The 24,469-nt window shown below is 40.4% G+C and carries 19 protein-coding genes and 1 pseudogene; 5 read left to right on the top strand and 15 right to left on the bottom strand.

Annotation, left to right across the window (positions count from 1 at the left end; all coding sequences use genetic code 11):
* Nucleotides 1-5: 5 nt before the first annotated feature.
* From V7K85_RS35710 to V7K85_RS35685, 6 genes are all read right to left on the bottom strand, one after another.
* On the bottom strand, nt 6-1,679 hold the full coding sequence (locus tag V7K85_RS35710; RefSeq protein WP_334821354.1) for an ABC transporter ATP-binding protein: 1,674 nt from the start codon (nt 1,677-1,679) through the stop codon (nt 6-8).
* Nucleotides 1,651-3,096: a glycosyltransferase family 4 protein gene (locus V7K85_RS35705; protein ID WP_334821353.1), complete on the bottom strand. Its 1,446-nt coding sequence runs from the start codon at nt 3,094-3,096 to the stop codon at nt 1,651-1,653. The genes V7K85_RS35710 and V7K85_RS35705 overlap by 29 nt, the downstream gene beginning before the upstream one ends.
* Nucleotides 3,097-3,198: 102 nt before the next feature.
* The gene (locus V7K85_RS35700; RefSeq protein WP_334821351.1) at nt 3,199-3,873 is read right to left on the bottom strand and encodes a glycosyltransferase family A protein; all 675 of its coding nucleotides are present in this window, start codon (nt 3,871-3,873) and stop codon (nt 3,199-3,201) included.
* A 35-nt stretch (nt 3,874-3,908) separates the two neighbouring features.
* Nucleotides 3,909-4,619 (bottom strand): glycosyltransferase family 2 protein, encoded by a 711-nt coding sequence (locus tag V7K85_RS35695; protein WP_334821349.1) that lies wholly within the window; start codon nt 4,617-4,619, stop codon nt 3,909-3,911.
* A gap of 263 nt (nt 4,620-4,882) precedes the next feature.
* Nucleotides 4,883-5,905 carry a serine kinase gene (locus V7K85_RS35690; protein WP_334821347.1) on the bottom strand — a complete coding sequence of 341 codons (1,023 nt, stop codon included), beginning with the start codon at nt 5,903-5,905 and terminating at the stop codon, nt 4,883-4,885.
* Nucleotides 5,906-5,927: 22 nt separating this feature from the next.
* Nucleotides 5,928-6,383 (bottom strand): PqqD family protein, encoded by a 456-nt coding sequence (locus V7K85_RS35685; RefSeq protein WP_334821345.1) that lies wholly within the window; start codon nt 6,381-6,383, stop codon nt 5,928-5,930.
* A gap of 331 nt (nt 6,384-6,714) precedes the next feature.
* On the opposite strand from V7K85_RS35685, the gene V7K85_RS35680 reads away from it, so the two are divergent.
* Nucleotides 6,715-7,923 (top strand): nucleotidyltransferase domain-containing protein, encoded by a 1,209-nt coding sequence (locus V7K85_RS35680; protein WP_334821344.1) that lies wholly within the window; start codon nt 6,715-6,717, stop codon nt 7,921-7,923.
* On the opposite strand, the gene V7K85_RS35675 is transcribed toward V7K85_RS35680, so the two are convergent.
* The gene (locus tag V7K85_RS35675; RefSeq protein ID WP_334821342.1) at nt 7,924-8,994 is read right to left on the bottom strand and encodes a glycosyltransferase family 2 protein; all 1,071 of its coding nucleotides are present in this window, start codon (nt 8,992-8,994) and stop codon (nt 7,924-7,926) included.
* Between the two features lie 125 nt (nt 8,995-9,119).
* Between V7K85_RS35675 and V7K85_RS35670 the strand changes: the two are divergent.
* From V7K85_RS35670 to V7K85_RS35660, 3 genes and pseudogenes are all read left to right on the top strand, one after another.
* Nucleotides 9,120-9,269, top strand: a pseudogene (locus V7K85_RS35670) (winged helix-turn-helix domain-containing protein); the annotation flags it as partial.
* 199 nt (nt 9,270-9,468) lie between these two features.
* The gene (locus tag V7K85_RS35665; protein WP_334821340.1) at nt 9,469-9,849 is read left to right on the top strand and encodes a hypothetical protein; all 381 of its coding nucleotides are present in this window, start codon (nt 9,469-9,471) and stop codon (nt 9,847-9,849) included.
* 41 nt (nt 9,850-9,890) lie between these two features.
* Complete coding sequence (locus tag V7K85_RS35660; protein WP_334821448.1) at nt 9,891-12,500, top strand: chloride channel protein; 2,610 nt, start codon at nt 9,891-9,893, stop codon at nt 12,498-12,500.
* Here the strand turns inward: V7K85_RS35660 and V7K85_RS35655 are convergent.
* The 6 genes from V7K85_RS35655 to V7K85_RS35630 form a co-directional block, all read right to left on the bottom strand.
* The gene (locus tag V7K85_RS35655; protein ID WP_334821338.1) at nt 12,497-13,066 is read right to left on the bottom strand and encodes a Uma2 family endonuclease; all 570 of its coding nucleotides are present in this window, start codon (nt 13,064-13,066) and stop codon (nt 12,497-12,499) included. The genes V7K85_RS35660 and V7K85_RS35655 overlap by 4 nt on opposite strands.
* 48 nt (nt 13,067-13,114) lie before the next feature.
* The gene (locus V7K85_RS35650) at nt 13,115-14,710 is read right to left on the bottom strand and encodes a DHA2 family efflux MFS transporter permease subunit (RefSeq protein ID WP_334821336.1); all 1,596 of its coding nucleotides are present in this window, start codon (nt 14,708-14,710) and stop codon (nt 13,115-13,117) included.
* A gap of 75 nt (nt 14,711-14,785) precedes the next feature.
* Nucleotides 14,786-16,045, bottom strand: coding sequence for an MFS transporter (locus V7K85_RS35645; protein ID WP_334821334.1), 1,260 nt, complete (start codon nt 16,043-16,045; stop codon nt 14,786-14,788).
* 659 nt (nt 16,046-16,704) lie between these two features.
* On the bottom strand, nt 16,705-18,177 hold the full coding sequence (locus tag V7K85_RS35640; protein WP_334821332.1) for an HlyD family secretion protein: 1,473 nt from the start codon (nt 18,175-18,177) through the stop codon (nt 16,705-16,707).
* A 160-nt stretch (nt 18,178-18,337) separates the two neighbouring features.
* Complete coding sequence (locus V7K85_RS35635) at nt 18,338-18,805, bottom strand: MarR family winged helix-turn-helix transcriptional regulator (protein ID WP_334821330.1); 468 nt, start codon at nt 18,803-18,805, stop codon at nt 18,338-18,340.
* A gap of 74 nt (nt 18,806-18,879) precedes the next feature.
* Nucleotides 18,880-20,538 (bottom strand): glycosyltransferase family 39 protein, encoded by a 1,659-nt coding sequence (locus V7K85_RS35630; RefSeq protein ID WP_334821328.1) that lies wholly within the window; start codon nt 20,536-20,538, stop codon nt 18,880-18,882.
* Nucleotides 20,539-20,676: 138 nt separating this feature from the next.
* Between V7K85_RS35630 and V7K85_RS35625 the strand changes: the two genes are divergently transcribed.
* Entirely contained in the window at nt 20,677-21,321 is a 645-nt protein-coding gene (locus tag V7K85_RS35625) for a class I SAM-dependent methyltransferase (protein WP_334821326.1), read from the top strand.
* Nucleotides 21,322-21,585: 264 nt separating this feature from the next.
* Here V7K85_RS35625 and V7K85_RS35620 read toward each other — a convergent pair whose 3' ends face one another.
* Nucleotides 21,586-22,410, bottom strand: coding sequence for a M90 family metallopeptidase (locus tag V7K85_RS35620; RefSeq protein WP_334821324.1), 825 nt, complete (start codon nt 22,408-22,410; stop codon nt 21,586-21,588).
* Between the two features lie 136 nt (nt 22,411-22,546).
* Entirely contained in the window at nt 22,547-24,469 is a 1,923-nt protein-coding gene (locus tag V7K85_RS35615) for an Hsp70 family protein (protein WP_334821323.1), read from the bottom strand.

The raw sequence follows: 24,469 nt of genomic DNA, 5'->3' as shown, positions 1-24,469 counted from the left end.
AGATTCTAGAAAATTCTGTAAACCTGATGGGCATAAGCAATCACAGTTGGATCATGACTTACTAATAAAATGGTTGGATGATCGGGAAGTATTGTTAAGTTTTGCATAATGGTAGTAATAGTAGTTTGATCTAGATGATTAGTTGGTTCATCAAAGATCAGAAATTTGGGACGACGCAGCAGAGCTCTGGCGATCGCAATTTTTTGACGTTGCCCGCCCGATAGCCAATTCGCTTCTTCACCAATCAAAGTATGATAGCTTTTAGGTAAGTGACAGATCCAATCGTGAGCCGCAGATATTTTTGTTGCTTCAATTACCTCTGCCATTGATAAATGGGGGCAACCATAGGTTAAGTTTTCCCAGATTGTTCCAGGAATAAAAACTGAGTTTTGAGTCACAACTCCTAAGTTTTTTCGCCAATAATTAATATCTAATTGGCTTAAAGGATAGTGATCAATTAAAATTTCTCCTTGTGTGGGGAGATAAAATCCTAAGAGCAGACGAATCAGGGTACTTTTACCGACACCATTATTCCCGACAATAGCGACGATGGATTGGGGAAGAATTTTTAAGTTCAAATTTTGTAAAACAGGGCGATCATCATATTGAAAATTAACATTATTAAAACTAAGACTTCCTTGAAATGCAATCTGTAGTTTTCCTGAATAAGGCTCTGTATCGGGAGTTTGAATAATTTGCATCAAAGTCTTTAACGATTGCGACATTGTTAGAAAATTAGGCAAAGCAGTGTTTAACTCATTGAAAGCAGAATTAAATTGACTAGCCGCAACAAAAAAAGCAATCAATGATCCGAGGGTTAATTGATGCAAATAAATCAGTAAACTGCCGACAACAAGCAGTAATAACTTAGCCAAAGTCACAATAATTTGCTGGAGTACATTGTAAAGCGTTTGCAATCGAGTAAAATTTAAGCTGGTAGATTTAAGAATTGATAATTGATTTTGTTGGTTCTCAATCTCAAGTAGCTCTGCCGTTTGAATCCGAGTTAATTCAATAGTTTTCAGGGCTGTTAGAGTAAGATCACTAAAATCTATAATTGCTTGGCGCTTGAGAGCAAAATTGCTTTTGATGCGATTTTTAAGTCTCTTGCCAATTAAGATAGAGGATGGAACTGAAACAATTATAACTAGAAATAAAATCCAGTTATAAATTATTAAAATGAAGCTTAAGCAAGCAATAGTAACTAAGGCAGGGAGCCAACGGGCAATTAAAAGCTTACTAACGGTTTCTACATGACCTATATCATGAACAAGGCTGGCATGAAAGGTTCCTAGATTAATTTGATTGTGATAATGCCAAGAAAATGTATATAGTTTTTTTAAAATTATTTCTCGCAATTTTTGAGAAACAGTCAAAGTAATTTCTGTAATCGTATACTCAGACCAAAATGCCAATAATTGTTGAATTAAATATAAACCTAGCAATAAGCAAGTATTAATTAAAAGTTGAGAAATATTGAAATTGGGAATGACAATATCAAACATTGAACGAATTAGACCTGCAAAAGGAATCAGAAGCAAGGATTGACTAATGACGGCTAAAACTACTAAGCCTAAACGAATTCGATCGAGTTGATATAGATTGAGATAATAGTGCCACACAGTAATATTCTTATATAAATAAATTTTTCTAAAATTTGTCCTTTTGATCCATTTCATGCAAGACTTTTTCAATGAACCAATTTACTTGTCTGTAATCACAACCCAAAGCGATCGCTGCTTCAAATTCTATTAAAGCTTTAGAAAACTGTTGTTTATGATCAAAAACTAACCCTGTCCAAAAGCGTAAAAAACCATCTTGGGGATTTTTGTTGCGATAATGAACAATTCCTCCTTCCCCTTGGGCTAAAAGCATTGAAGAACAAGCAATTAGTTGATCTGCTTGTATAGCTTCCTCAAAACTTTGAGGCTGTAAACTAATCGCAAATTGAGATCCTGCATTACCTAAAGATTTCACAAATCCTTCGGCAGAAGTTTTAGAAGACAAATGATCTGGCCATGGATGGAGGCGTTTTGGCGATCGCATCATTTGTTCATAAATTTGGTGCATTTTCCGGGTTAAATTTTCTCCATCAAAGTGCTGACGAATATACTGTTGAGCGTTATACCCTAATTTGAGTCGTTCTTGCGGATTGTGATAAAGATACTCGATGGCTTGTTGATACTCTTGCTCATTTTCAACCACTAACCCAGTTTCTTGATGTTGTACCAAAGATTTAACACCTCCATAGGGAAAAACGACGGGAGGAATTCCAGCATACATCGCTTCTTGCAAAGATTTTTCACTCGTTGCATAGGTTTCTGGGCAAAGGGGATACCCAAAAACATCTAAAATTGATAGGATAGACCGAATATTTTCGACATATCCTCGGAAGTTAAATTTTTCTGTTACCCCTAAGGTTGCAGCTTGTTGTTTCAACTCTGCCTCAATTCCACCGCCACAAACAATAAAACGAATATCAGAAATCTGAATAGCAGCACTCATGGACACGTAATGAGGGTGCATCTTAGCAAAATTGACAGTGCCAATATAGCCAACATTAAAAGTACTATGAAGTTGAGTTTGAAAATTACTCAATCGCTCAAAATCTGCAACTCCAGGAACCAATCCTATTTTTTGTCGAGATTGTAGTTCCATCTTAGAGAATTCTTTAACCATTAAATCAATGGTTAAAGAATTTGTGCCCACAAAAAAATCTGAAACAGCAATAATATCTTGAGTAATAATCTGAGGTGCTTGATCACCTAAAATTTTTGACCAAATTAATAACCGAATGGGTGGCCAATCCCCTCTCAAAAACTCATAATTTTCTGGGCAATTCCAAAAGTGAAGTTCAACAATATCAGCCCTAGATAACTCTGCTTGAACTTTTTCTATAGAAGGATTTAGTAAAAAGGGAACTCCAACTTGCTTTGCTAGTAAACGAGCTAGGGGAGAGGCTGCTTCTTGTAAGGCTAAAATTCGATGTTCTTGAGCAAGATCTAAGGACTTAGAATACTTCGCCATTGCTAAAAGCGATCGCGTCGGGCCGTCTCCAGATAATCGATTAATAATATGTAAGATATGTAATGTCACAGTTAGTAACTCAAGAATCAGGATTAAAATGTTGACTTAGTAACGCCAAATTGAATTAAAAATTATAGGGATTATTTTTATATTTTTCTATAGTTTAGAAGCCTAACGACGCCTCAAAGATTGTTGCAATAAAGTAAAAATCTCTTTGCGATAAACTTCTTTTTTAGAAGATAGATTATTATTATGTAAACGTTTATGCAAGACTAACAGCGGTAAAACTTTTAGTAAAATTCCCTGGTCTTGAACTCGTGCAAACCATTCACTATCGCATCCAATCTTAAATTCTGAATTGAAACCTCCCACCTGTTCAAAAAGTGTTCGTCTAGCTAAAAGCGTACCAGGTGTATAACCAATGATGGGCTTAAAAGCTTCTTTATCCTTAAGTGATTCCGTAGTTTTATAATCAGATTCAAAAAATTTTTGTAAATACCCTAAAGTCCCCTGTATCTGTGGTTCCGATAAGAGAGAATCTACTCGTTGACTTAATAAATTGACTTCCCAGTAATCATCGTGATCTAGAAAGGTAATTAATTCTCCCTGTGCTACCAAAATTCCAGTATTCCGTGCTTGGGCTAATCCTTTCCCGTCTTGTTGTTGATAAATCATACCTAAGTAAGACTGAGCAATTTCGGCTGTTCGATCCGTTGAAGCTCCATCAATCACAATAGTTTCATAATTGGAGTAGTTTTGCTGTTGAATACTATCTAAGGCTGCTTTCAAATAACGTTCACCGTTCTTGACAACCACAATAATACTAACGAGGTTAGAAGTATTCATAAGTACAAAGAATAAAGATTTACTTAATTAAAAACTCAACCCAAGGGTGAATTAAAAAGTTGACGTTGTGTCAATAATTTATGTAATGCCTTGGTTAATCCCAGAGGTTGCTGTTTACATTGCATGGTTAGACTATTTAAATGGCGACGGTAGTAAAGAGAGATTTGAGGTACTACTACAGAGGTCACACCCTTATCTTTAGCTCGTACAAACCACTCTACATCCTCACCATACCAAAATGTTTCATCTAACAAGCCAACCTGCTCAAAAATACTCCGCCGAAAGGTTGTAGCTCCTAAATGAAAACTTTCATAGGGTTCACCTTTGAATTCAAAATCGATATTATTTTCCTGATTTGCACTGAGATCAGAGGACTGATTTAAATGCGTTTCCTGTATCAAACCTTTAACAATAGAAATTTCAGGTCGAGCTAATAACACAGCAAGATGAGTTTTTAATTTATTAGCTGCCCACAAATCATCTACATCTAGAAAGGCAATAAATTCACCTTGAGTGATTAAAATTCCTTGATTTCGAGCAGAGGCAGGACCTTGCTGAGGTTGATAATAATAATTTACAGAAAATTGTTGAGCGATCGCCGCCGTATCATCCGTAGAGCCATCATCAATCAGCCAGATTTCGGTATTTTTAGGTAATTGTTCCTGTTGCTGAATACAATGAAGAGCTTGAGACACAAATTGGGCACCATTATAAATAGGAATAATAATGCTTAAGGTAGGTTTCATTCTAGTTACTTAATCTTTTATATTGTGAGTCAAAGGAGTGTGCTTTTGCTAGAATAAAACAAAATATATTCTAAAAAGCAAGCAATTAAATATCGGCTCTGTAGTCATTTGTCAAAAAAACAGAAACAATGCATTCCTAAAGAATTAGAGGAAGAAGATTGCTGGACTTCCCGCAAATATACTCTAGCAAAGCGTTTACAACATATCATTTATTTATTATTTTATGAGAGTGATGAAAGAGGGTTACTTCCATGAATTACCGACTAGAGCAAACTCAAAATAGCTTCAGGAATTTGTTTTAAATTCGTACCTAAGATTAATCTGTAATTGGGTACTTGATTGACTAAAGCAGCAATTTTTTGAGTAATAACTTTAGTATATCGGGGGAGATGGAAAGTCGTTGTGGGAGCTAAAGCGGCAAAACTTTCTGAGGGGGAGCGTTTTTGGAGTGAGGAATTTTCCTGATGGCTAATCTGAAGTGTTAAAACAGCCCGAATCGGTAAATGAGATATTAACTGTTCTGGTCTATGACTGTGTAAAAATATTAAGGCTTTTTCGCGGTTTAATCGTTCCAAATTACTAACATTATTGGCTAGATTGGGAAAGCGCCATAGGTTACTAGCTTCCAGTTTGGCAGTATTGTAAAGGCTATAAACACTGGAAATCGGTTCAGTTTGTATCATCACGTAGTCATCTCCTAGGTATAGCATGTCGGCTTCTAGGCAAGCTAAGGTCGTTGTTGATTTTCCGGAACCACTTTTACCTGTCAGTAATACACAGCCTGTTTGCGTCCCTACTGCTCCTGCATGAACTAATTGGAGCCCAAAAGAACGAGTCCACCAATGTAGCGCTATTCGCAGTGGAAAACTATGTTCCCAATAAGGAATTTGCGCTGCTGTTTTAACCCAATACAGAGCTAGCTGACGATCTCGATCAAAAAGGTGCAAAACATCGGGTCCAACTTGAAACAGGGTAGAAAAGCGATCGCTATTATAGCCATTTACTAATCCACGATCGCCGTAATCATAAACCGACCAAGGGGGAGAAGGCATGGCTATGCCTGTAGAAGAACTGTCCCAAAGACAAATTGTAAAATCTGCTGAGGAACAAGGAGAAATTTGCAAGTGAGATAAAGCCTCGGTCATTTGAGGAATTAAAGCTTGTCCAGCAAAACGCTGACAGATGATATATCCGCCGATTTTGTACCAGTACTCAATATTCCCCTGCTGAACTTGAGCTTGGCAAAATGCTTCGTGGGCCGCACTAAAATACGCGTTCGCATCCATAACTTAGAAAAACAAAGGCTACTTAGGATGAGGGTAAACGTACAGGCCAGCCTGCATCATCCACATCATGAATGGGATCAAGTAAGAGTAAATCTTGCATATCAGTATATTTTTTTAGAGAGGGAAGCTCAAATACTGACAGAGACTCAGAAGATGGATCATTCTGGCTAACTTCCGTATTATTACCATTGTCTAAAACTTCAGTATTAACAACAATAAGAGATTCTTGTTGTAACTCCTCTAAAAAATTTGTGACAACTTGCTGTAAATCTGGAGGACAATTTATAAAATTTTGGAAAAGAAGTTGAATAATCTCCAGCAGTGACTTTTGTTGTTCAATTCCCTTCAAAATAATGAGTCCTACCCGGTTTAGGTGATAATATTTACCATTGTTCAAATCAATTAAAATCACCTCATCATCAAAAAACTCATATACAATCTGGGAATCTCTAAACTTAAAGCAAGTCTTGTAATTCATAAATTCTATACTCAATTATACGCTCCAAAAAGTTTACAATGTTAAACCAGGTTTTAGGTAACAGTAAAAATACGGATTTCTTGGGAGATAGATGCAGGAAGCATAAGTAGTTTTAAGTTTGGTTCTATAGGGCTTTCGGGGAGGTATTTGGAGAGAAGCGCTTAAAATGCTTGCTGAACTTGGCTTTCAGCCCCATAACTCTTCAGCATTTGGATCACTTTTGGTTTAATCCTTTTAGCCTTTTTCCCAAGCTCATCTCCTTGAAATAGCTATTGAGCCTTAAGTTTTTTAAATTATTTGCTACTTTTGTGAAGTTGTTAGGTTTCTTTAAATGACTCAGAAGAATTATGATGCGTCTCTTTTGCTTCGTTATCCACAAGGACCTTGGCCAAATTCATTCCAAGAACTGCTTTTGAAGGCGGCTTTATGGCAGGGACAAGAGAGCCTACTTGCTTGGCGAGAGTGGAGAAATACAGTTGATTTTGACAGTATTGATAGTGGTTCTTATCGTCTTCTATCCCAGCTTTATTACAACATAGGAAGTCATCCGATTGAGGATGAAATTTTACTTAAACTAAAAGGCATTTATTGCAAAGTTTGGTATAAAAATCAGTTGCTTATACATCAGCTAGAAAAAGTAATTCAAGCTTTTGAGGGAGCGGAAATTTCAACGTTGTTGTTAAAAGGAGTGGGATTAATCTTACGCTACTATCAAAATCTTGGCCGTCGCTCCATGAATGATTTAGATTTACTAGTGTCCTCTGAACAAGTGGAGATTGCAGTTCAAGTTTTGGAAAACCTTCAATGGTACAAAAAGCCAGGTGAATCTTATTCTAGTTCAAAACATTTACTTTTAATACGGCACGCTCAAACTTTTATCAACGAAAGTGGCTTAGAACTTGATCTTCATTGGCATATTTTACACCAATGTATTCCAGAGTTAGATACAGCTTTTTGGCAAGCTTCTGAATCGCTACAAATTCGGGGTGGGACAGTCAAGATTCTCAATCCTAGCGATCAGCTATTTCATGTTTGTATTCATGGTGCGCGATGGAATTCTTTACCTCCACTCCGTTGGGCTGTAGATGCTTGGATTATTTTACAGCAATCACCTGATTTAGACTGGCAAAGACTCGTCAATTTCGCCGATCAATTTCATCTTAATCAACCTTTGTACGATACTCTTGGCTATTTAAAGTTTGTTTTGAATGCCCCAATTCCTGTAGAAGTTTTAGAAAAATTAGCAAAAATATCTAATTCCTTAAACGAAAAGATTCTGTATGAACACCAACTTCAACCTCTTCCGCGAATAAAGGCAACTTCAGTAATCTTAGACTACTACTTAAGTTTACAGTATCGATATGAGGAATATTCTTTAAAGTGCCAGGATGAGCAGTCTGGTTATTCTGAAGGATTCTTTGAATTTTTAAAGCATCAATGGAAATTAGATCATGTCTGGCAAGTGCCAGGGATATTGCTACAAAAAGGATGGCGAATGCTCCAAAAATCGATTAGCTTAGTCTTCAAATGTTCGGCGTGATCAATGTAAAAATTTTTGAAATTCCTGGCAAAGTAAATTAGCCGCTTTATGGCTAGGATTCCATTGCAAAATATGTTTTAATACTGAATTTGCTTCTTGCAAGTGGTAAAGTGGTGTGAGTGCATGGAAAATTCCTGGTTCTAAATTAGGTGGTATTTTACCCTGGGCGATCGCTTGTTGCAAGACCTTCAAAGTCCGTACTTGTTTATAGGTGCTCATTAGTAGCATTAAAAAAGTTTGACGATCAAAGTTATCATCACTCCGAAATATTTCCGGAGGGTGCTGTAAAGGAAATTGCATTGATCTAGAAATAATCTCTGCACGCAGATCATCTACTTTTTTAGTATGAGTTGCTTGAGGATCAAAGCCTAAATTTTTGACTAAGTTTACAGAAGGAGCAATTTCTAAACCTTGATGAAGTAATCGAGTCAAAGCCCATTGAATATCCCAAGTATCAATGCGCCCATTTAAAATATTCTCATAAAGCCAAAAGCGATAATTTACCTGTTCTGAGTCCGCTAAGATTTCACTTAGAGTTTGAAGAATGGTCGTTGAGTCAAAGGATTTTAAACTGGGATCACAGAGTTTCCAAGCCCGTTGCCAACTTGCCCAACCCCAAATGCTTCCATAATGAGAAAAATGGTAGCTTTGTTGGTCACTTTTCCACTGTCCGAGATCATTGCGTCCACTAATGAGCAAAATACGAGGATCGAATCGATAGCGAGCGAGCAATTCTGTACAAAATGGGAAGAAAGTCGGGTTAGGTAGACAATCATCCTCTAAAATAATAGCTTCTTCAACTTGATCAAATACCCAAGATAATCCACTAAATACTCTTTTCCCACATCCCCAATTTTCATTAGCATAATTTTTCATAACTTCACAAGGCCAATCTACCGTTTCGACGATTGCTCTTGCAGCTTGACAGTGTTCAATATCCTTAGGAACATGGGGACGCGGCCCATCTGCAATCACCCATAATTGTTGAGGTTGAGCTTGGCGGATGGACTCCCAGACTTGAGCAGTATAATCAGGACGATTAAAAAGAATCAAAACAACAGGAACTTTCATAAAAGTGTAGTGAGTCAAATAATTGTGGAATAAGCTAAAATATTCGACTTTGGACAAAAAAAGAGTGATTCGCGTAAATTATACGCAAATCAAACGAATGATTAATTTTGTTTATATTTTTTTTTGAGCAAATTTGGTCATTGGAAGACCCACCCAGCGAAGAAACTGTTAAATCTCATATCAAAAGTTTACGTGATAAACTCCGAGAAGTTGGCGCTCCTGATGATTTTATTGACACAGTTCACGGACTAGGCTATCGTCTGAAGCAGCTTTAGTTTTTGGCTTGTGATTGTCTACCCGATTTCTACCTGATATTTCCACAACTATTTTTTAAGCTCATATTCTGAATAACTTCTCGGAACACCACACAGCAAAATTTCCCCGAACCAAATACATAATTTGGTTCGGGGGATTTTGATTTAAACTAATAAAAATTCTCTTCCATGTTGCTAACAATAAAGTTGGAGGTCTTCTATGAGACATCACACTGTTGATGGAAACTCGATTTTATCTCAATCCAACTTGACTGAAAACTCACCCTATAACGTTGGGCGAAAAGAATTATATTTATTATTACTAATAGCTATCGTCATGGGATTTTATGTAGATTATTGGTTTAACCATCACCAATTGCCCTGGCAATCCTCTGATACTCCGACTACGGTGTCAACACCAGCACCAGCAAAATCTCTGGAATTGAAGCGATCGCGCATTAGTACCGCAAGGTGGAAGTCAAAAGCCAAAAGTAAAAAGTCAAAAGTATTATGGAATGGGATTTTTAGAGTTTTTAAATGGTTACTCTATTTACGTCGTGACACACTAGTAACTTATTCGTGTGATTATTATAGTGGGTGAATTGAATGAGTAGCCAATTGGTTGTCAAGTTTAAAATCAACATGGCACGCATGGGGCAGATTTTTTGGAAGCGCATCTCCCATAAGCTTTTGCCCACTAAACGCCTTGCAATGGTGCAAGCTTGTCTGATTGGTTTAGTCTCTGGATTGGCTGCTGTCTTGTTAGGGCAAGGCGTGGGATTATTAGGTGGGTGGCGACAGCAAATATCCCATCAGTTTCCTGCTTTGTTGGCACTGCCGATAATTGGCTTAGTGGGCGGATTTCTCGCAGGCTGGTTGGTGGAGCGCATCGCCCCTGAAGCTGCTGGTAGCGGAATGTCGGAAGTAAAAGCGGTGCTGGCAAAGGTGCCCATGCCCCTGAACCTGCGAATTGCTTTGGTAAAATTGGTCGGAGCAACACTGGTGCTAGCATCTGGGATGCCCTTGGGGCGGGAAGGGCCTACGGTGCAAATTGGTGCAGCCTTAGCCAATCAGTTTAGTCGCTGGTTTCCCACCTCCCCTGAACACCGTCGCCAACTGATTGCAGCCGGAGCCGGGGCGGGACTGGCGGCTGCCTTTAATGCCCCGATTGCTGGGGTATTATTTGTTGTAGAAGAACTTTTGCAAGATGTCTCTGACATCACCTTGGGAACGGCAATCCTGGCTTCATTTATTGGTTCTGTTGTTGCCCGTATTTGTGACACCCATAGTTTAGATTTAAATCTGGTTCTAGCGGCTGCCAATACCAGCTTTTATGTGTCGGAAATTCCCTTTTACCTGCTGTTGGGAATTTTGGCAGGAGTCGGGGGCGTGCTGTTCAATCGCGGAGTTCTCGCCAGTTTGGGTTTAAGTCGTCGCTTCCTCAAAATCAGCTTACCTTGGCGGATGGGACTGGCTGGATTAGTGACGGGATTGGTATTTGCTTGCCTTCCCTCATTATTTCGGGACAACGCTGGATTACGGGAACTGTTGCTGACGGGGGAAGCAAACTGGCAATTAGTAGCGTTAGTTTTCTTTGTTCAGTTCCTACTTATCCTGTTTACCTACGCTTCTGGTGCGCCTGCTGGATTGCTGGTTCCCACATTAGGACTGGGAGCAGCTTTGGGTTATTTGGTAGGAACCTTAGAACACCACTTCCTGGCTGTGAGTTTGGCGACAACCTATGCACGAGTGGGGATGGGGGCATTTTTCTGTGGTGTGGCGCGAGTTCCAATTACGGCAGTCATCATCGTGTTTGAGATGACAACCGACTTTAATTTAGTGTTACCGCTGATGATTGTTTCGGTAACTGCTTATTTGGTGGCGGAAGCTCTAGAAACGGGGTCACTATACGACCATCTGTTAGAATTTAAGGGTATTCATTTGCCAAAAGAAGCCAATCCCCAAGCGCCTTGGACGCAACTAACCGCATCCAATGTCATGCAACCAAATGTGGAAACTCTGGGGAGCCGGATGAGTTGGGATGAGGCATTGCAGGCATTTTCCGAATCCTCCCACCGCCACTTTCCAGTATTGGAAAAGGGTAAATTGGTCGGAATCTTAACCCAACAAGATATCACAAATCTCTCCCGAACGAGCTTAACTGAGCATCCCACTGTGGCCCAAGTGATGACTCCAGAACCAGTAACTACCTCTCCTGGTGATACCCTTGCCCATGTGCTGCACTTGCTCAACCGTTACAAGATTAACTGTTTACCAGTTGTGCAAGGAAACCGCTTGGTGGGTATCATTACCCGTAGTGATATTATTCGGGTGGAAGCTGCCTATTTCAATGGTTCCGAAGATGTAGGTTCTAAAGCCGAACCATCCCGCGTGATTTACCATACCAGTGCGCCAGAAACTGGACAGGGAAGGTTACTGGTACCATTGAGTAACCCGAAAACAGCAGGTATGCTGTTGGAAATGGCTATAGCAATTGCCCGCGATCGCCATTATGAAATAGAATGTCTGCATATTATTGTTGTCCCCCGTCACAAGATTCTTGCAGAAACCCAAGTGAATATCAAGCCAGCTATGGGTCCACTGGAGCAAGCAATGCATTTGGGACAGACATGGCATATCCCAGTACATACCCAAATTCGAGTTGCTCACGACTTGTCTGAAGCAATTTTGCAAACTATCAAAGACCGCCATATTAATTTCATGCTGATGGGTTGGAAAGGCAGCACAGCCACACCGGGAAGGGTCTTCAGTCGGGTAGTAGATACGGTTATCCGGCAAGCAGCTTGTGATTTAGTGTTAGTTAAGCTGAATAAGCAAAGCCACTTGGAACGCTGGTTAGTGCCGATAGCGGGTGGCCCCAATGCCCAACAGGCAATTCAATTGCTCCCAGCACTGACTTCATTGAGTAAAACTCCAGTGGTCAACTTATGTCAAGTGTTTGAACCAAATAAAGCCGAAGCGGATACAACAACTCTCAAAAAAGCTGCTGATTTTCTCAAACAACGGCTCAATGGTTTAGTAACAATTGCTCCAGTCTATGCAAATTCTGTGTCAGAAGCCGTCTTGGATTGTGCTAAACGCAACCAGAGTGATGTGATTATTTTGGGAGCTTCTCGTGAGGGAATGTTGCAACAAGTAGTGCATGGTAATATCCCAGCAACTATCTGCCGCAATAACAACCAAACTGTGATTTTGGTACGTGCAGCATCTGCTATTGGAGAAGGGAATTAATCTACTAATAATACATCTTCATATATAGCTGCAATCGCACAACGAAAATCAACGCTAGCTAAATGCACTTCTTGTTCTTTTTCATAAGGGTAAAGTACCCAATGTCCTTGCTCATTGCGACGGAAGCATTCTACACTCATTCTATCTGATGAAATTAGCACATATTCTTGTAGTAATTCTAAGTGTCGGTAATTGGCAAATTTCTTCCCTCTCTCAAAGCCTTCTGTTGATTCAGAAAGTACTTCGATAATTAAACAAGGATAAGACTTAAAATATTCAAATTCTCTATCTCGTGGATCACAAGTCACCATGACATCAGGATAGAAATAGCGATTTATCACATCAATTTGTGCTTTCATGTCTAACATGTAAACACGGCAACCACTACCCCGGAGATGGTTTCGTAACAGCATAGATATATTCATGCTAACTGTGACATGAGCATCACTTGCCCCTGCCATTGCGTAGACCTGCCCATCAATATACTCGTGTTTGATTTCACTAAATTTCTCGCCTTCTAAATATTCTTCTGGGGAGATATAGTACTCACTTTGGCTAATAACCATCTTAGTACCTTAGTAGTTTTATCAAACATTTTAACCCATAGAACAAATTTAATGAGCGACAGCGCCACCGGTTGCCTTCACCTTTTTAAGGAATAAAACAGCAAGTCCACTGAGTAACAAAGCAATGCCAATAAAGTAGAAACAATCGTTAAAAGCCATTACAAATGCTTCCCGGCGGACAATGTTAGATATAGATGCGATCGCTTCATTTTGGGCTGTACTCAAATCTGCTCCCCGACTGACAAAATACTGTGTCATTTGGTCAATTCGCTGCTGAGTTTCTGGATTATATAAAGATACTCCATCACCCAATCTATTCGAGTGAAATTGCTCTCTATTTGCTAATAAAGTTGCTAAAGAAGCAATTCCGATAGAACCACCCAGATTCCGCATCATATTAAATAAACCACTTGCCGAACCTGCTTCTTTCGGACTCAAACCAGCAGTTGCGATAGAACTCAGCGGCACCATAATTAGGGGTTGTCCCATTGCCCGGACAAATTGCGACCAGCGTAACTGATCTAATCCTGTTTCATTAGTCATTCCGGAGTTCATAAATGCACTGATGGAAAACAAAGTCACACCAACAGCCACCATTAACCGCACATCAATGCGTTTCATTAATCTGGGGATGAGGGGAATAATAAATAGTTGGGGAATACCAGCCCAAATTAATACTTCACCAATTTGCAGCGCATTATATTTTTGAATTTGGGCAAGATACAGCGGTAAAATATAAATTGATCCATACAATCCTACTCCCAGCGACACATTGACAATACTGGCTAAACCAAAGTTCCGCCTAAGCACAAGCCGTAAATTAATAAATGGTTGCTTCCGAGTTAATTCTATAAAGAAAAATATCGCCAAAAAAATTACTGCGATCGCACTTAAGCGCACAATCAACGCTGAACCAAACCAATCTTTACGGCTACCTTCTTCTAAAACAACTTGCAGGGAACCTAACCCTATAGCCATTGCAATAATTCCCCACCAGTCACCTTGTTTGAGTAAATTAATTTGGGGTTTTTCTTGCTTAATTCCATACCAAACGCCAGCCAGCATTAATGCTCCTGGAATTACATTTATATAAAAGTTGTATTCCCAACCAAAATTTTCTGTTAACCAACCTCCTATTGTCGGGCCAATTGAGGGTGCAAAAACTGCACTAAATCCAAATGCAGCTAACCCAATTGATTGCTTAGATTGAGGTAAAGTCGTTAAGACAACTGTCATAGCGGTGGGAATTAATACTCCTCCACTAAAACCTTGTAAGGCGCGAAATAAAATCATGGAATTCAGATCCCATGCCCAAGCACAGCATATAGAAAAGAAAATAAATAGTGTAGTATTGACTAACAGATAACGTTGTAGAGAAAATACCCGTGATAACCATCCTGTTAGAGGAATTACCACAATTTCTGCTACGAGATACGCCGTAGAAATCCAAGAACCTTCTTCTAGAGTCGCTCCTAAACTTGCTTGAATATCTTGCAGCGAAGCATTAGTTATTTGAATATCTAATACCGCCATAAATGCACCAAGCATACTGGCTAATACACCAATCCAGGTTTTTAGCGGTACACGTTCTGGTGGTACAGCAGGATTTTGCCCTTGCTGACGAATTACACCTGTATTAGCCATAGTGTTGTTCCAGTTCCAAGGTTAAGTCACAAAATTATTATTAAATCTTATACCATCTATTGGTGGTTTTTTATCTTAAGCTTTATTACTTATTAAGATACCCTTATGCTCATAAATTGGACGCATTATTTTCCTTAAAGCAGGCAACTGTCTGCTAAAAATGATCGACCCTAAAATACAAGCTATCCCATCAATAATCAAAGTGTTGGTAGCACCAATACGACTTGCTAATAAACCTCCTAATAAATTACCCACGGGAATCATTCCCAAAAATGACATTGTGTATAAGCTCATCAATCGCCCACGTTTGTCGTCCTCAACAATTGTTTGTAAAAATGTGTTGCTAGCAGCAATTTGGAGAATTGTTCCCAAGCCAACGAATAACATTGTGAATAAAGAAAGTGGTAAAAATCGAGACAAAGAAAAGGCAATTAGACCAATTCCTAAAATTGCTGGAGCTAAAGCAATCAATTTCCCAATTCCCAAGATTGTTTGGCGCGTAGCTAGATAAATACCACCAGTTAAGGCTCCAACTCCAGATGCCGCCATCAAAAACCCCAATGTTTCTGCACCACCTTTGAGAACTTGTTCTGCAATCACTGGTACAAGAATAGTGTTTTGCAGTCCCATAAGACTAACTAAAGCTGATAGCAATAGGATGGAGCGAATGGGTGGGAAGCTAAAGGCATATACAAATCCCTCTTTGACTTTTTGCAAGGGATTACCGTCAGTTACCGAATTTTTCCAAGGTTTAACTTTCATTGCCAATAAAGCAGCGATTACAGCAATGTAGCTCAAACCATCTATTAAAAAACAATAGCCCGTTCCAACGCTAGCAATTAATAAACCCCCGATCGCAGGGCCAATTAATCGCGCACCGTTGATCATCGTTGAATTGATAGCGATCGCATTGGCTAAATCTTCTCTGCGTTCAACCAATTCTGGTACAAATGCTTGGCGTGCTGGCGCATCTAAGGCGTTAATAAATCCTTGAAACAAACTCAAGACGATGATATGCCATACCTGAATCACACCAGTTAGCGCCAGCACTGCTAAGGTTAACGATTGAATCATCGCCAAAACTTGCGTACTAATTAAGGTACGATACCGAGAAAAGCGGTCTACAAATACTCCGCCAAAGGGAGCTAAAAAAAAGCTAGGAATTTGACTCGAAAATCCCACAACTCCTAGCATTAATGGGGAGTTTGTTAAGTGATAAACTAGCCAAATCGTCGCCAGTTGCGTCATCCACGTCCCAATTAGGGAAATACCTTGTCCGGCAAAAAACAGCTGGTAGTTTTTTGACCTTAATGCAGGTAGTAGCGGTTTTTTCATCTAAGGTTTGTTTTATACCAATCTGCTCTCACAAATATCATCTCACCGAATTTTATATTTTAAATTTTGGATAATGGAAAAGAAGATTCAAAATCCAAAATTTCAAAAGCGCTTGCGTCAGAGCGGCGGCTCCCGCCGTTGGCGTAGCCCGCCGTAGGTATCTGAACTTTGTAAGAGAGGTTTGAGAGCAAGCGAATTTAAATGCGAGAATAATTCTTTAATCCAAAATCCTTGCATTAATTGACTTGCCCACTTCGGCTACTTCGACACTTCTCTACGAGAGGCTGCGCCCTAAGCGTAGCTATGCCGCAGGCTTTACGACAAGCTCAGTGCATCGCTGCGCTCAGTACAAGTACGCTAAGTGCATCGCCTGACTTGATTACTCTTTTCAATCTAAAATCTAAAATCTAAAATCTAAAATCTAAAATCCAAAATTGCTTGACCTCATCTCTATACGCCTGTCTTTAGATGTAAGAGAATGTCATAGCAAAAAAGAGGTTTTTCATCTGTTTGCAGACAATTTTGTTTACTGATTTCTCGTTTGATTACTTATTAAACCCGGAGAACCCCAAAGAGCCAAAGCTGTGCTTTGTCTCCCCTAAGAGCCTGCTCTTAGGGGTTGGGGTTCTTTTATTATGGGTAATTTAGTGGACATGATATTACTTAACTTCCACCGCAATTTCCGCAGACATCCCAGGAGTAATCCGCGATTCGTACCCTTGAATGCTCTTTTGGTCAAAAACTATTTTGACTGGGATGCGCTGTACCACTTTAGTAAAGTTACCTGTAGCATTATCCGGTGGCAATAATGCAAACTGAGCGCCGGAAGCTGGCGAAATACTGTCAACACGACCAATAAAGGTGTGATGAGGGAAAGTATCCAGCTTGATTTCTACTGGCTCTCCTGGGCGCATCTTTTCTAATTGAGTTTCTTTGAAGTTTGCAACTACCCAATAGTTGTTATCCACGATCGCCATTAATGGTGCTCCCGATTGGACTCGGTTGCCAATTTCCACGTTTTTCTTCCCGACTCGTCCGGCACTGGGAGCGGTAACGTTGGCATAAGATAGTTGCAATTGTGCGTCTTTGAGCGATGCTTCTGATTGGGCGATCGCCGCTTTTGCCGCTTCGTATTGACTACGTTTTACTGTTGTATCTTGTCCACCAGCAGTAGCTTGTTGCAATCCTCCTTTGGATGCTGCCAATTTAGCTTGGGCGTTGGTGACATTTTCTTGCGCTTGTGCTAGTTGAGATTGGGCTTTGGCGACACCAACTTTGGCGGAGGCTAACTTAGCTTGGGCTTGTTCTACTCCCTGAATAGCGGCGTTTTTTTGTGCCGTAGCCACATCATAAGCTGCCTTGGCTGTGTCTAGCTGCTGACGAGCGATCGCACCTGTTTTATACAACTGATTGTAACGATTGTAATCTGCTTGGGCATTTTCCAAATTCGCATTTGCTTGCGCTACCTGCGCTTGCGCGGCGGGAATCCCCGCTTGGGCTAGTCTGACTTCAGCTTGCGCCGCTGGTATCCCAGCTTGGGCTTCTTGTACTGCTGCTTGGGCTGTGGAAATTGCTGCTACCGCACCGCTGACATCCCCCTGCGCTTGACTTGTCTTACCAGTGGTAGTTTGTGAACTTAAGGCAATATTTGCTTGGGCGGCTTGCGCTTCACCACGCGCATTTTCTAGGGCTGCTTGTGCTTGTAATACCTTACTTTCATAGTCCCGTGGATCTAACTTCACTAACAATTGTCCTGGTTGCACCAGTTGGTTATCATTCACAAGCACCTGACTTATAGTTCCGGGAATGCGGCTACTAACTTGGTGAATGTTTCCTGCAACGGTGGCGTTGTCTGTTTCCTGGTGGGTGGAGGCGTATTGCCAATAGTGAAAACCAAAAGCACCTGCGGCGATCGCACCCACACCTAATCCTGCCAAAATTAAACCAGTCGGTTTTTTCCGCTTCGGTTTCGCTGGAACTTCTTTCTCTGTCTCAGGAATTACAACAGGCGCTTCTGTTGTTGCGGGTGTCTCGGTGGTCACAACTTCTAAAGTCTCTGAATTAGTAATCAATTGTTTTTCTAAAACTGGGGTTTTGTGTCCGTTGCTTCCGTTCAAAGTATTAGCACCCATGATTGTTACCTCCCTTGCCCGTTCAATAATTTGATTGATAGTCGTTTATTTAGAATGCGTAATATTTTCTGAAAAAAACTTTTTTCCTTAGTATGCGTATTATTATCTCAAAACAAATCTTTACAGCACCTCCCCCAGTCGGGTGATTATCGGATCATCTTTAGGAGAGGTTAGCGATCGCCCGATTCAACATTTGGGAAAACAGTTCCCGGTCAGCGAAGGAAATACCGTCCATTGCTTCATCACGCACTGTTGCCGCAATAGGCGGTAAGACAGCTTCTAGTTCCTTACCTGCATCCGTTAGCCAGATCCGCCAGATGCGGCGATCGTGGGTGTCGCGTTCTCGACGCACCAAGCCGCGTTCTTCCATCCGATCTAGTACGCCTGTTAAAGTCCCTCCCACTTGTTTGAGTTTGTCCCCAATACTAGAAGTAGGTAAACCATTTTCTTGCCAAAGACAGCACAACACTAACCAGTGAAATGGCGTCAATCCAAACGGTTCTAGCCTCTCAGTAAACTTGCGACTGAGCAGTTGTGAAACTAATTTGATTCTGTAACCCAAATTGTATGGTGCCAGATTTTGTTGCCACGATTCTAAAGCTGGGAAGTGATTAGATGTAGAAACCATTTAGCAAAATACTTAGTGTACGTACTATTATAACTAAATTAGTCTTTTTTAGCAACAGTTGCTTTGCATCTGTCTTAGGGAATAAATTGAATCAACTGGTACTCATTGACTGTACCGAGAATGCGGTGAGGTCTAGATAATTTAGGAGACTGGTCAGTATAGATCCAAGCATAGCTCAAAGCTGGTACTTGAGAAATAGAGACTATTTGTAGGGGGTGAATCGGAAGATAGAAATTAAGCAGTACTTTGGTTTTAGCGTCTATTTGCACAAAGTAGATAGGATGAGATTGGAGAATTGAGGCGATCGCAGGTTGTTGTAAGAAAGTTCTCAAAACAGGGTTATAGTCACTTAACAGACCGATGCTACCTGTGGCCGCTAAAGCTAGCCAACAGGGAATTAACCAACCTGCAATCCAGTAACGAGCTGTGAGAAAGTTTTTGCCAAAGTGGTAACGACTAATCCACACCCCAGGCAAAATTAGCCAACCCAAGCCCATAGCCAAGCCAATAGTTGCATATTTGTAGATGTCGGAACTACCCCAACTAAGAACACCAATACTCGCTATAACAAGTAAAACACCTAACCCACCAAAGCCATAACTGAGATTTCGAGGAAGATTCTTCTTGGCAAAAAGCTTTAATATATTTATTTTACCCTTTTGAAGAGGAAATTGTAGAGGAATCCCTGTCTGATAAATATTACCTAGCCAGTTTAAACCCACAGATGCAAACAAAGCTATGAACGGATAAAGGCAAAGACTATAGTGAGGGAAACGAGTGCTAAAAAGACTAAGTTCACAAAATAGGACAAGGGGAAAGCCAACTAATATTAACTGGTAACGAGGAATGGGACGACGGAGAGTCAAAACTAAACCTAAAATCCCAAAAAAAGCCCAAGGAAATGCTCCTAAAGGAATATTCCATATATAAAACAGCGGCCCATTATTATAATGATCCTCAGAACCTAGCTGCACAACAAACTTGAACAACTCCTCAAAACTTTGATTTCCGTAGTGTAGCCAGCTTAACCACAGCCAAACACAGGTAGGTATTAAACCTACGAAAAAGCCTAAATACAAAATTGGGTTAGTAAGATGACGATGACGGCGATGTTCCCAAATTAAATAAGGGAATAAAGCTAGAATTGGCAAAAAAATCATAAAGCTTCTGATTAAGAAGCCTAAACCTAAACTTAAACCAGCTATAAAACTCCAAAAATAGCGATATTTAGGATGTAATTCCGTTTTTATTAAAGACCAAATAGCTAAAAGTACCAAGAAAATCATCGGTACATCAGGTGTACTTAAGCGGCAGTATTGCAGCCAGAGAAATTCCACGCTTAAAATTGCAGCAGCAAGCCTTGCTAATTTTTTGCCTAGCATAATTTTGCCGATTTCATACACAAGGCATAAACTAAAAATGCCAGCAATCATACTAGGAATACGCGCACTAGCATCACTAAGATCAAACAGCTTGTAAAAACTAGCAATTAACCAATAAGGACCAGGGGTTTTATGATGTGCTCTTTCCCAAGGAGCTATCCAATTACCAGAATCAAACATTAGACGGGCACGCGAAGCGTAAAGCGCTTCATCATGTGCCATCAGACTATTGTGCCCAGAAGTAAATAATAATAAGGGCAGTATCCAAACTAACAAACTAAAATAGGGTAATGATCCGACTAGGCGAATTTGTGTCCAAATATACTGCAAGAAGTGTAGTTTATATAACATTAAATTGATAAAAATTGAATGCTGCTATTTAGACTCGTTTATGTGTTCTGCTGTTATTAAAATATGTTACATAGTGATGGTTGAAAAATACCTAAAATTGCCGCAATTTTCCGAAAAAGTTCTTCAAAACAGAGATTTATGCAGTTAAGACCGAATCAACGCCTGAAATTAGACGACACAGATGATAAGCTGTTCTATGCCTATCCCCGCTTCGTCACCCATGTCGATGAAGGATTTATTCAACAGCTAACGGATTTATATCGCGATCGCCTCAAACCCAACACCCGCATTTTTGATATGATGAGCAGTTGGGTGTCTCATCTGCCAGAAGAGATGCAGTTTGATCATGTGGAGGGACACGGACTCAACGCTGAGGAACTAGCACGTAATCCCCGCTTAAATCATTACTTTGTGCAAAATCTCAACGAAAATCCGCAGCTACCTTTACCAAATGAAGATTTTGATGCTGTCCTGAATTGCGTATCTGTGCAGTATGTGCAATATCCAGAAGCAGTCTTTTCCGAAATTTACCGCATCCTGAAACCCGGTGGTGTGGCAATTATCAGTTTTTCTAACCGGATGTTTTTTGAAAAGGCGATTCAAGCTTGGCGGGAGGCTTCAGAAGCACAGCGAGTGGAATTAGTCAAAGCCTACTTCGCCTCAGTTCCAGGATTCACAACCGCAGAAGTTATAGTTCATAAGTCAACATTACCGAATTTATTCCAGTGGTTAGGTGCAGCTGGAGGAGACCCGTTTTATGCTGTTATAGCTTACCGCAGTTAAGCCAAATAGTTACCAGTACAGCGAGGGCGTAAATCCAGCTACCATCTCAAATCAGATAAGGGGCTTAACGGGACTTAAACATTTTTGGGGGATAAATAAGCCTCAAACCCATACAGGGCAAGGAAAATACACCAAAGGTTCAAAAATGCTTGAAACCCAGATATATCAAGAAACTAGGCAAATCGATGTCAAAGTCCCTCTGTACATACATTTGAGGCTTTTTTCGGGCTACTTCTTGTCTAACTCCCATTAAGCCCCTTTACTTCACGCCCATTGCACAGGATCTAATTGATAGTAACGTTGCAGTTGTTCATAGACTGCCGGATGCTTGGACAGCAATTGGTGCGGTTTCTCAAAAAATGTCTCAGTCGCTACGGCAAAAAATTCTGCGGGATTGGTTGCGCCATAGCTATCCATTACCGTCTTTACGCCTTGTAGAACATCATTGCAAAGTTGCTGATATGCTTCTGTCATCACCTTCGCCCAAATAGGATAGTCTGAGTCGCGTTGCAGTATCGGAACTCCTTCAGCTTTACCATCTTCTTGATCCAACTGATGGGCGAATTCATGAAGCACAACGTTACGTCCATCCCTCCAGTTCTCAGTGTCTTGTTTCACCTGTTCCCAAGACAGTACTACTTGGTCATTTGTCCAGGATTCCCCTAATCTTGCCACACGCCTTTCTTCAACAACATAATTTCCGATAGAAGTCGTTTCCTGAACAAAATAAGTATTGGGATACACCAGAATTGAACGAAGTCTGGGGAAGTACTGCCCACGTTCATTGAGTAGGAGTAAACAGGCGACAGCTGCAAGGGTGAGTTTCATTTCCTCCGTCACCTGTAATCCTCTACAGCCAATAAATTGTTTTTCTGCTAAGAACACTTGAATATGTCCCTGAAGTCGTCTGATTTCATTGGGAGAAAGATAAAGATAAATGGGAAGGTTATTCTCAATAATGGCATTCCAAAGTGGGGGAAAAGGACGATGTTTGAAACGGTTTCTTCGCCTTTTGACTAGCATGGGATTGATTAAAATCCCAGTGATAATTAGCCCGATGATCAGAAAGGCAACTATTGTTTTAATCATTGACTTTTGAGCAGTTTACATATTTAAGTCAGGGAAGTAGGGAGTGGTGTAGTTCAATTACTTTAAAAGCGCTGTAAAATACTTAGGCGATGGGATCAGAATTTATAAAAACTATATTTACTGGCACACATTACCGCTATTGGATCAGAATTATGCAAGATTGAACCTTGGTAGAAAGGGTTTTTTGAAGTCCTTGCTCAACTTTGCCAATCAGTTTGTCAAAAGCCTCTTGATCCGCTGTCAGTTGTTCTTGAAGAACTTTCTCTAACTCCGGCTTTATTTGCTCACACATCTCCTCGATTTTTTTATCGCTCAAAAAACTAGAACGAATCCAACTAGGTACATCCACATTTGTCTTGATTACTTCTTGAACACTCTGGCGATTTAGCTCCATTCCTGCCGCCATAAGCGAAGCCCCATATACTAGTGCAATAGGCCAAGTTAAATGTCCAGTCAGTATGAGAGTGATGATGCTAGCCACAGCGCCACCACCAATTATGACATTGACAATAAACGCTACTGTCTCAGCAATGATAGCATCTCCAATTCGTAGCTCTGGGTTAACAAAATTTGGGTCAATGCTATCCTCGAACCTTAAGCTGCTTCTAGGGATCTGAAACTTTCGACAGATTGGATCGGTTTGTGCGGCTAAATCGGGTTGTATTTTATTGTTAAACCAAGAAGCGCATTGATGATTAATTATCTGCCCAGCGAAATCGCTTTTGAGCGACTGTTCTGCCCGACTGATCAAAGATGTTTCCAAATCTGCTAAAGTCCGTATTTTGTTTTTTTGCCAATCTTTTAAACCTGGTTTAACTGCGTTGACAATCAAGCTATTTGTCAAAGGCTTAGTTAGTGATTCGATTAACTCTGGGATATGCCTCTCAATCAAACCTTTAAGCTGATTCGAGGTAAATAGTTTGTTGACTTCTTCTTTAAAAGCAGCCGCACGCAGATCCCATCGTCCTACTCGTGCTAAACCCATTGCAATACACCGTTCCGGTTCTGGATCAGGGCGAAGCAGCGTTTCTGGTTCGGGAAACATTTCCTGACAAAGAAAGTGCGTAAACTTCATGCGAGATGCACCGCCAGTCATCAGCACAAGTTTTGGCACGATTCCAAGTTCGTCCAGCTTTTCTTTTGCCTCCTTTAAAGAGTCGCGAAACGATCGCATCCAACTATGAAGCTCCAGTTCAGGTAAGGGTTGGTTTAAGATTTCCTCCATCATCAATTTATTAACTTGGGGAATAAAATAAATCTGTTCGTTGATAGACTCGAAGCCACGCGCAAAGGATTCAGGCTCGCTGTATAGCTGTTCATTAGAAAAGTAATCTTCTTTAGCTTTGCGGCAAGCAAGTTCACAACGAGCTTGGTGATGCGGATATTCCTGAAATACTTTTTCGAGTAATGCTTTTTGCTCGTGGTTGGCGAGAGTCCGGGCAAAAATTGCCTTGTCAATTAGAGATGCTCCTAAAGTATTACTCCCGAAATCTATCGGGATCTCTTCTAAGCTTTTAACTAGGGTAAAATCTGTGGTTGAAGAACCAATATCGACAATTAGCACCGATGCAACAAGTTTGTCATACTCCAGCTTCCCGGCTTCCTTAGCTTGCATGAAAGCAGCCCGCGATTCGGGTACAACATTTAGTCGGGGAATGCCAGCTTCTTGAAGTAGCTTTTGGTATTCTGAGCGATCGCTAACTGACCATCCGGAAGGGCAACCAATGTAAAAATAGCTACTTTCACCACCTTCAACTTGTTTGCTTTCTTTCAAAAGGCGGTAGTAGGTTGCGACAAAAGTGCTAATTGTTTCCCGATATTTGGGATCGTTGTTGGGTTTTTGCTTAAAAGAGATTGTCAGTTGGGTAACGCCAGCTTGAATTAATGCTTGTTCTCCGACAAGATAACCGAGTTTAGGATGCCAACCAAGAGCTGTAACTTGGTTCTTCTTATTATTAATCTCCAGCATCTGGGGGGGTTCGATGCTTTCCACTATAGCTTTAGCTACAGCCGTTTCACCGTGTCCCAAATCAAAACCGATTGTTTCTAAAATTTCCAT

The organism is Nostoc sp., from assembly GCF_036917615.1.
Classification (GTDB): domain Bacteria; phylum Cyanobacteriota; class Cyanobacteriia; order Cyanobacteriales; family Nostocaceae; genus Nostoc.
The sequence above is the reverse complement of the archived record's forward strand: the minus strand, read 5'-3'. Positions and strand labels throughout refer to the sequence as shown.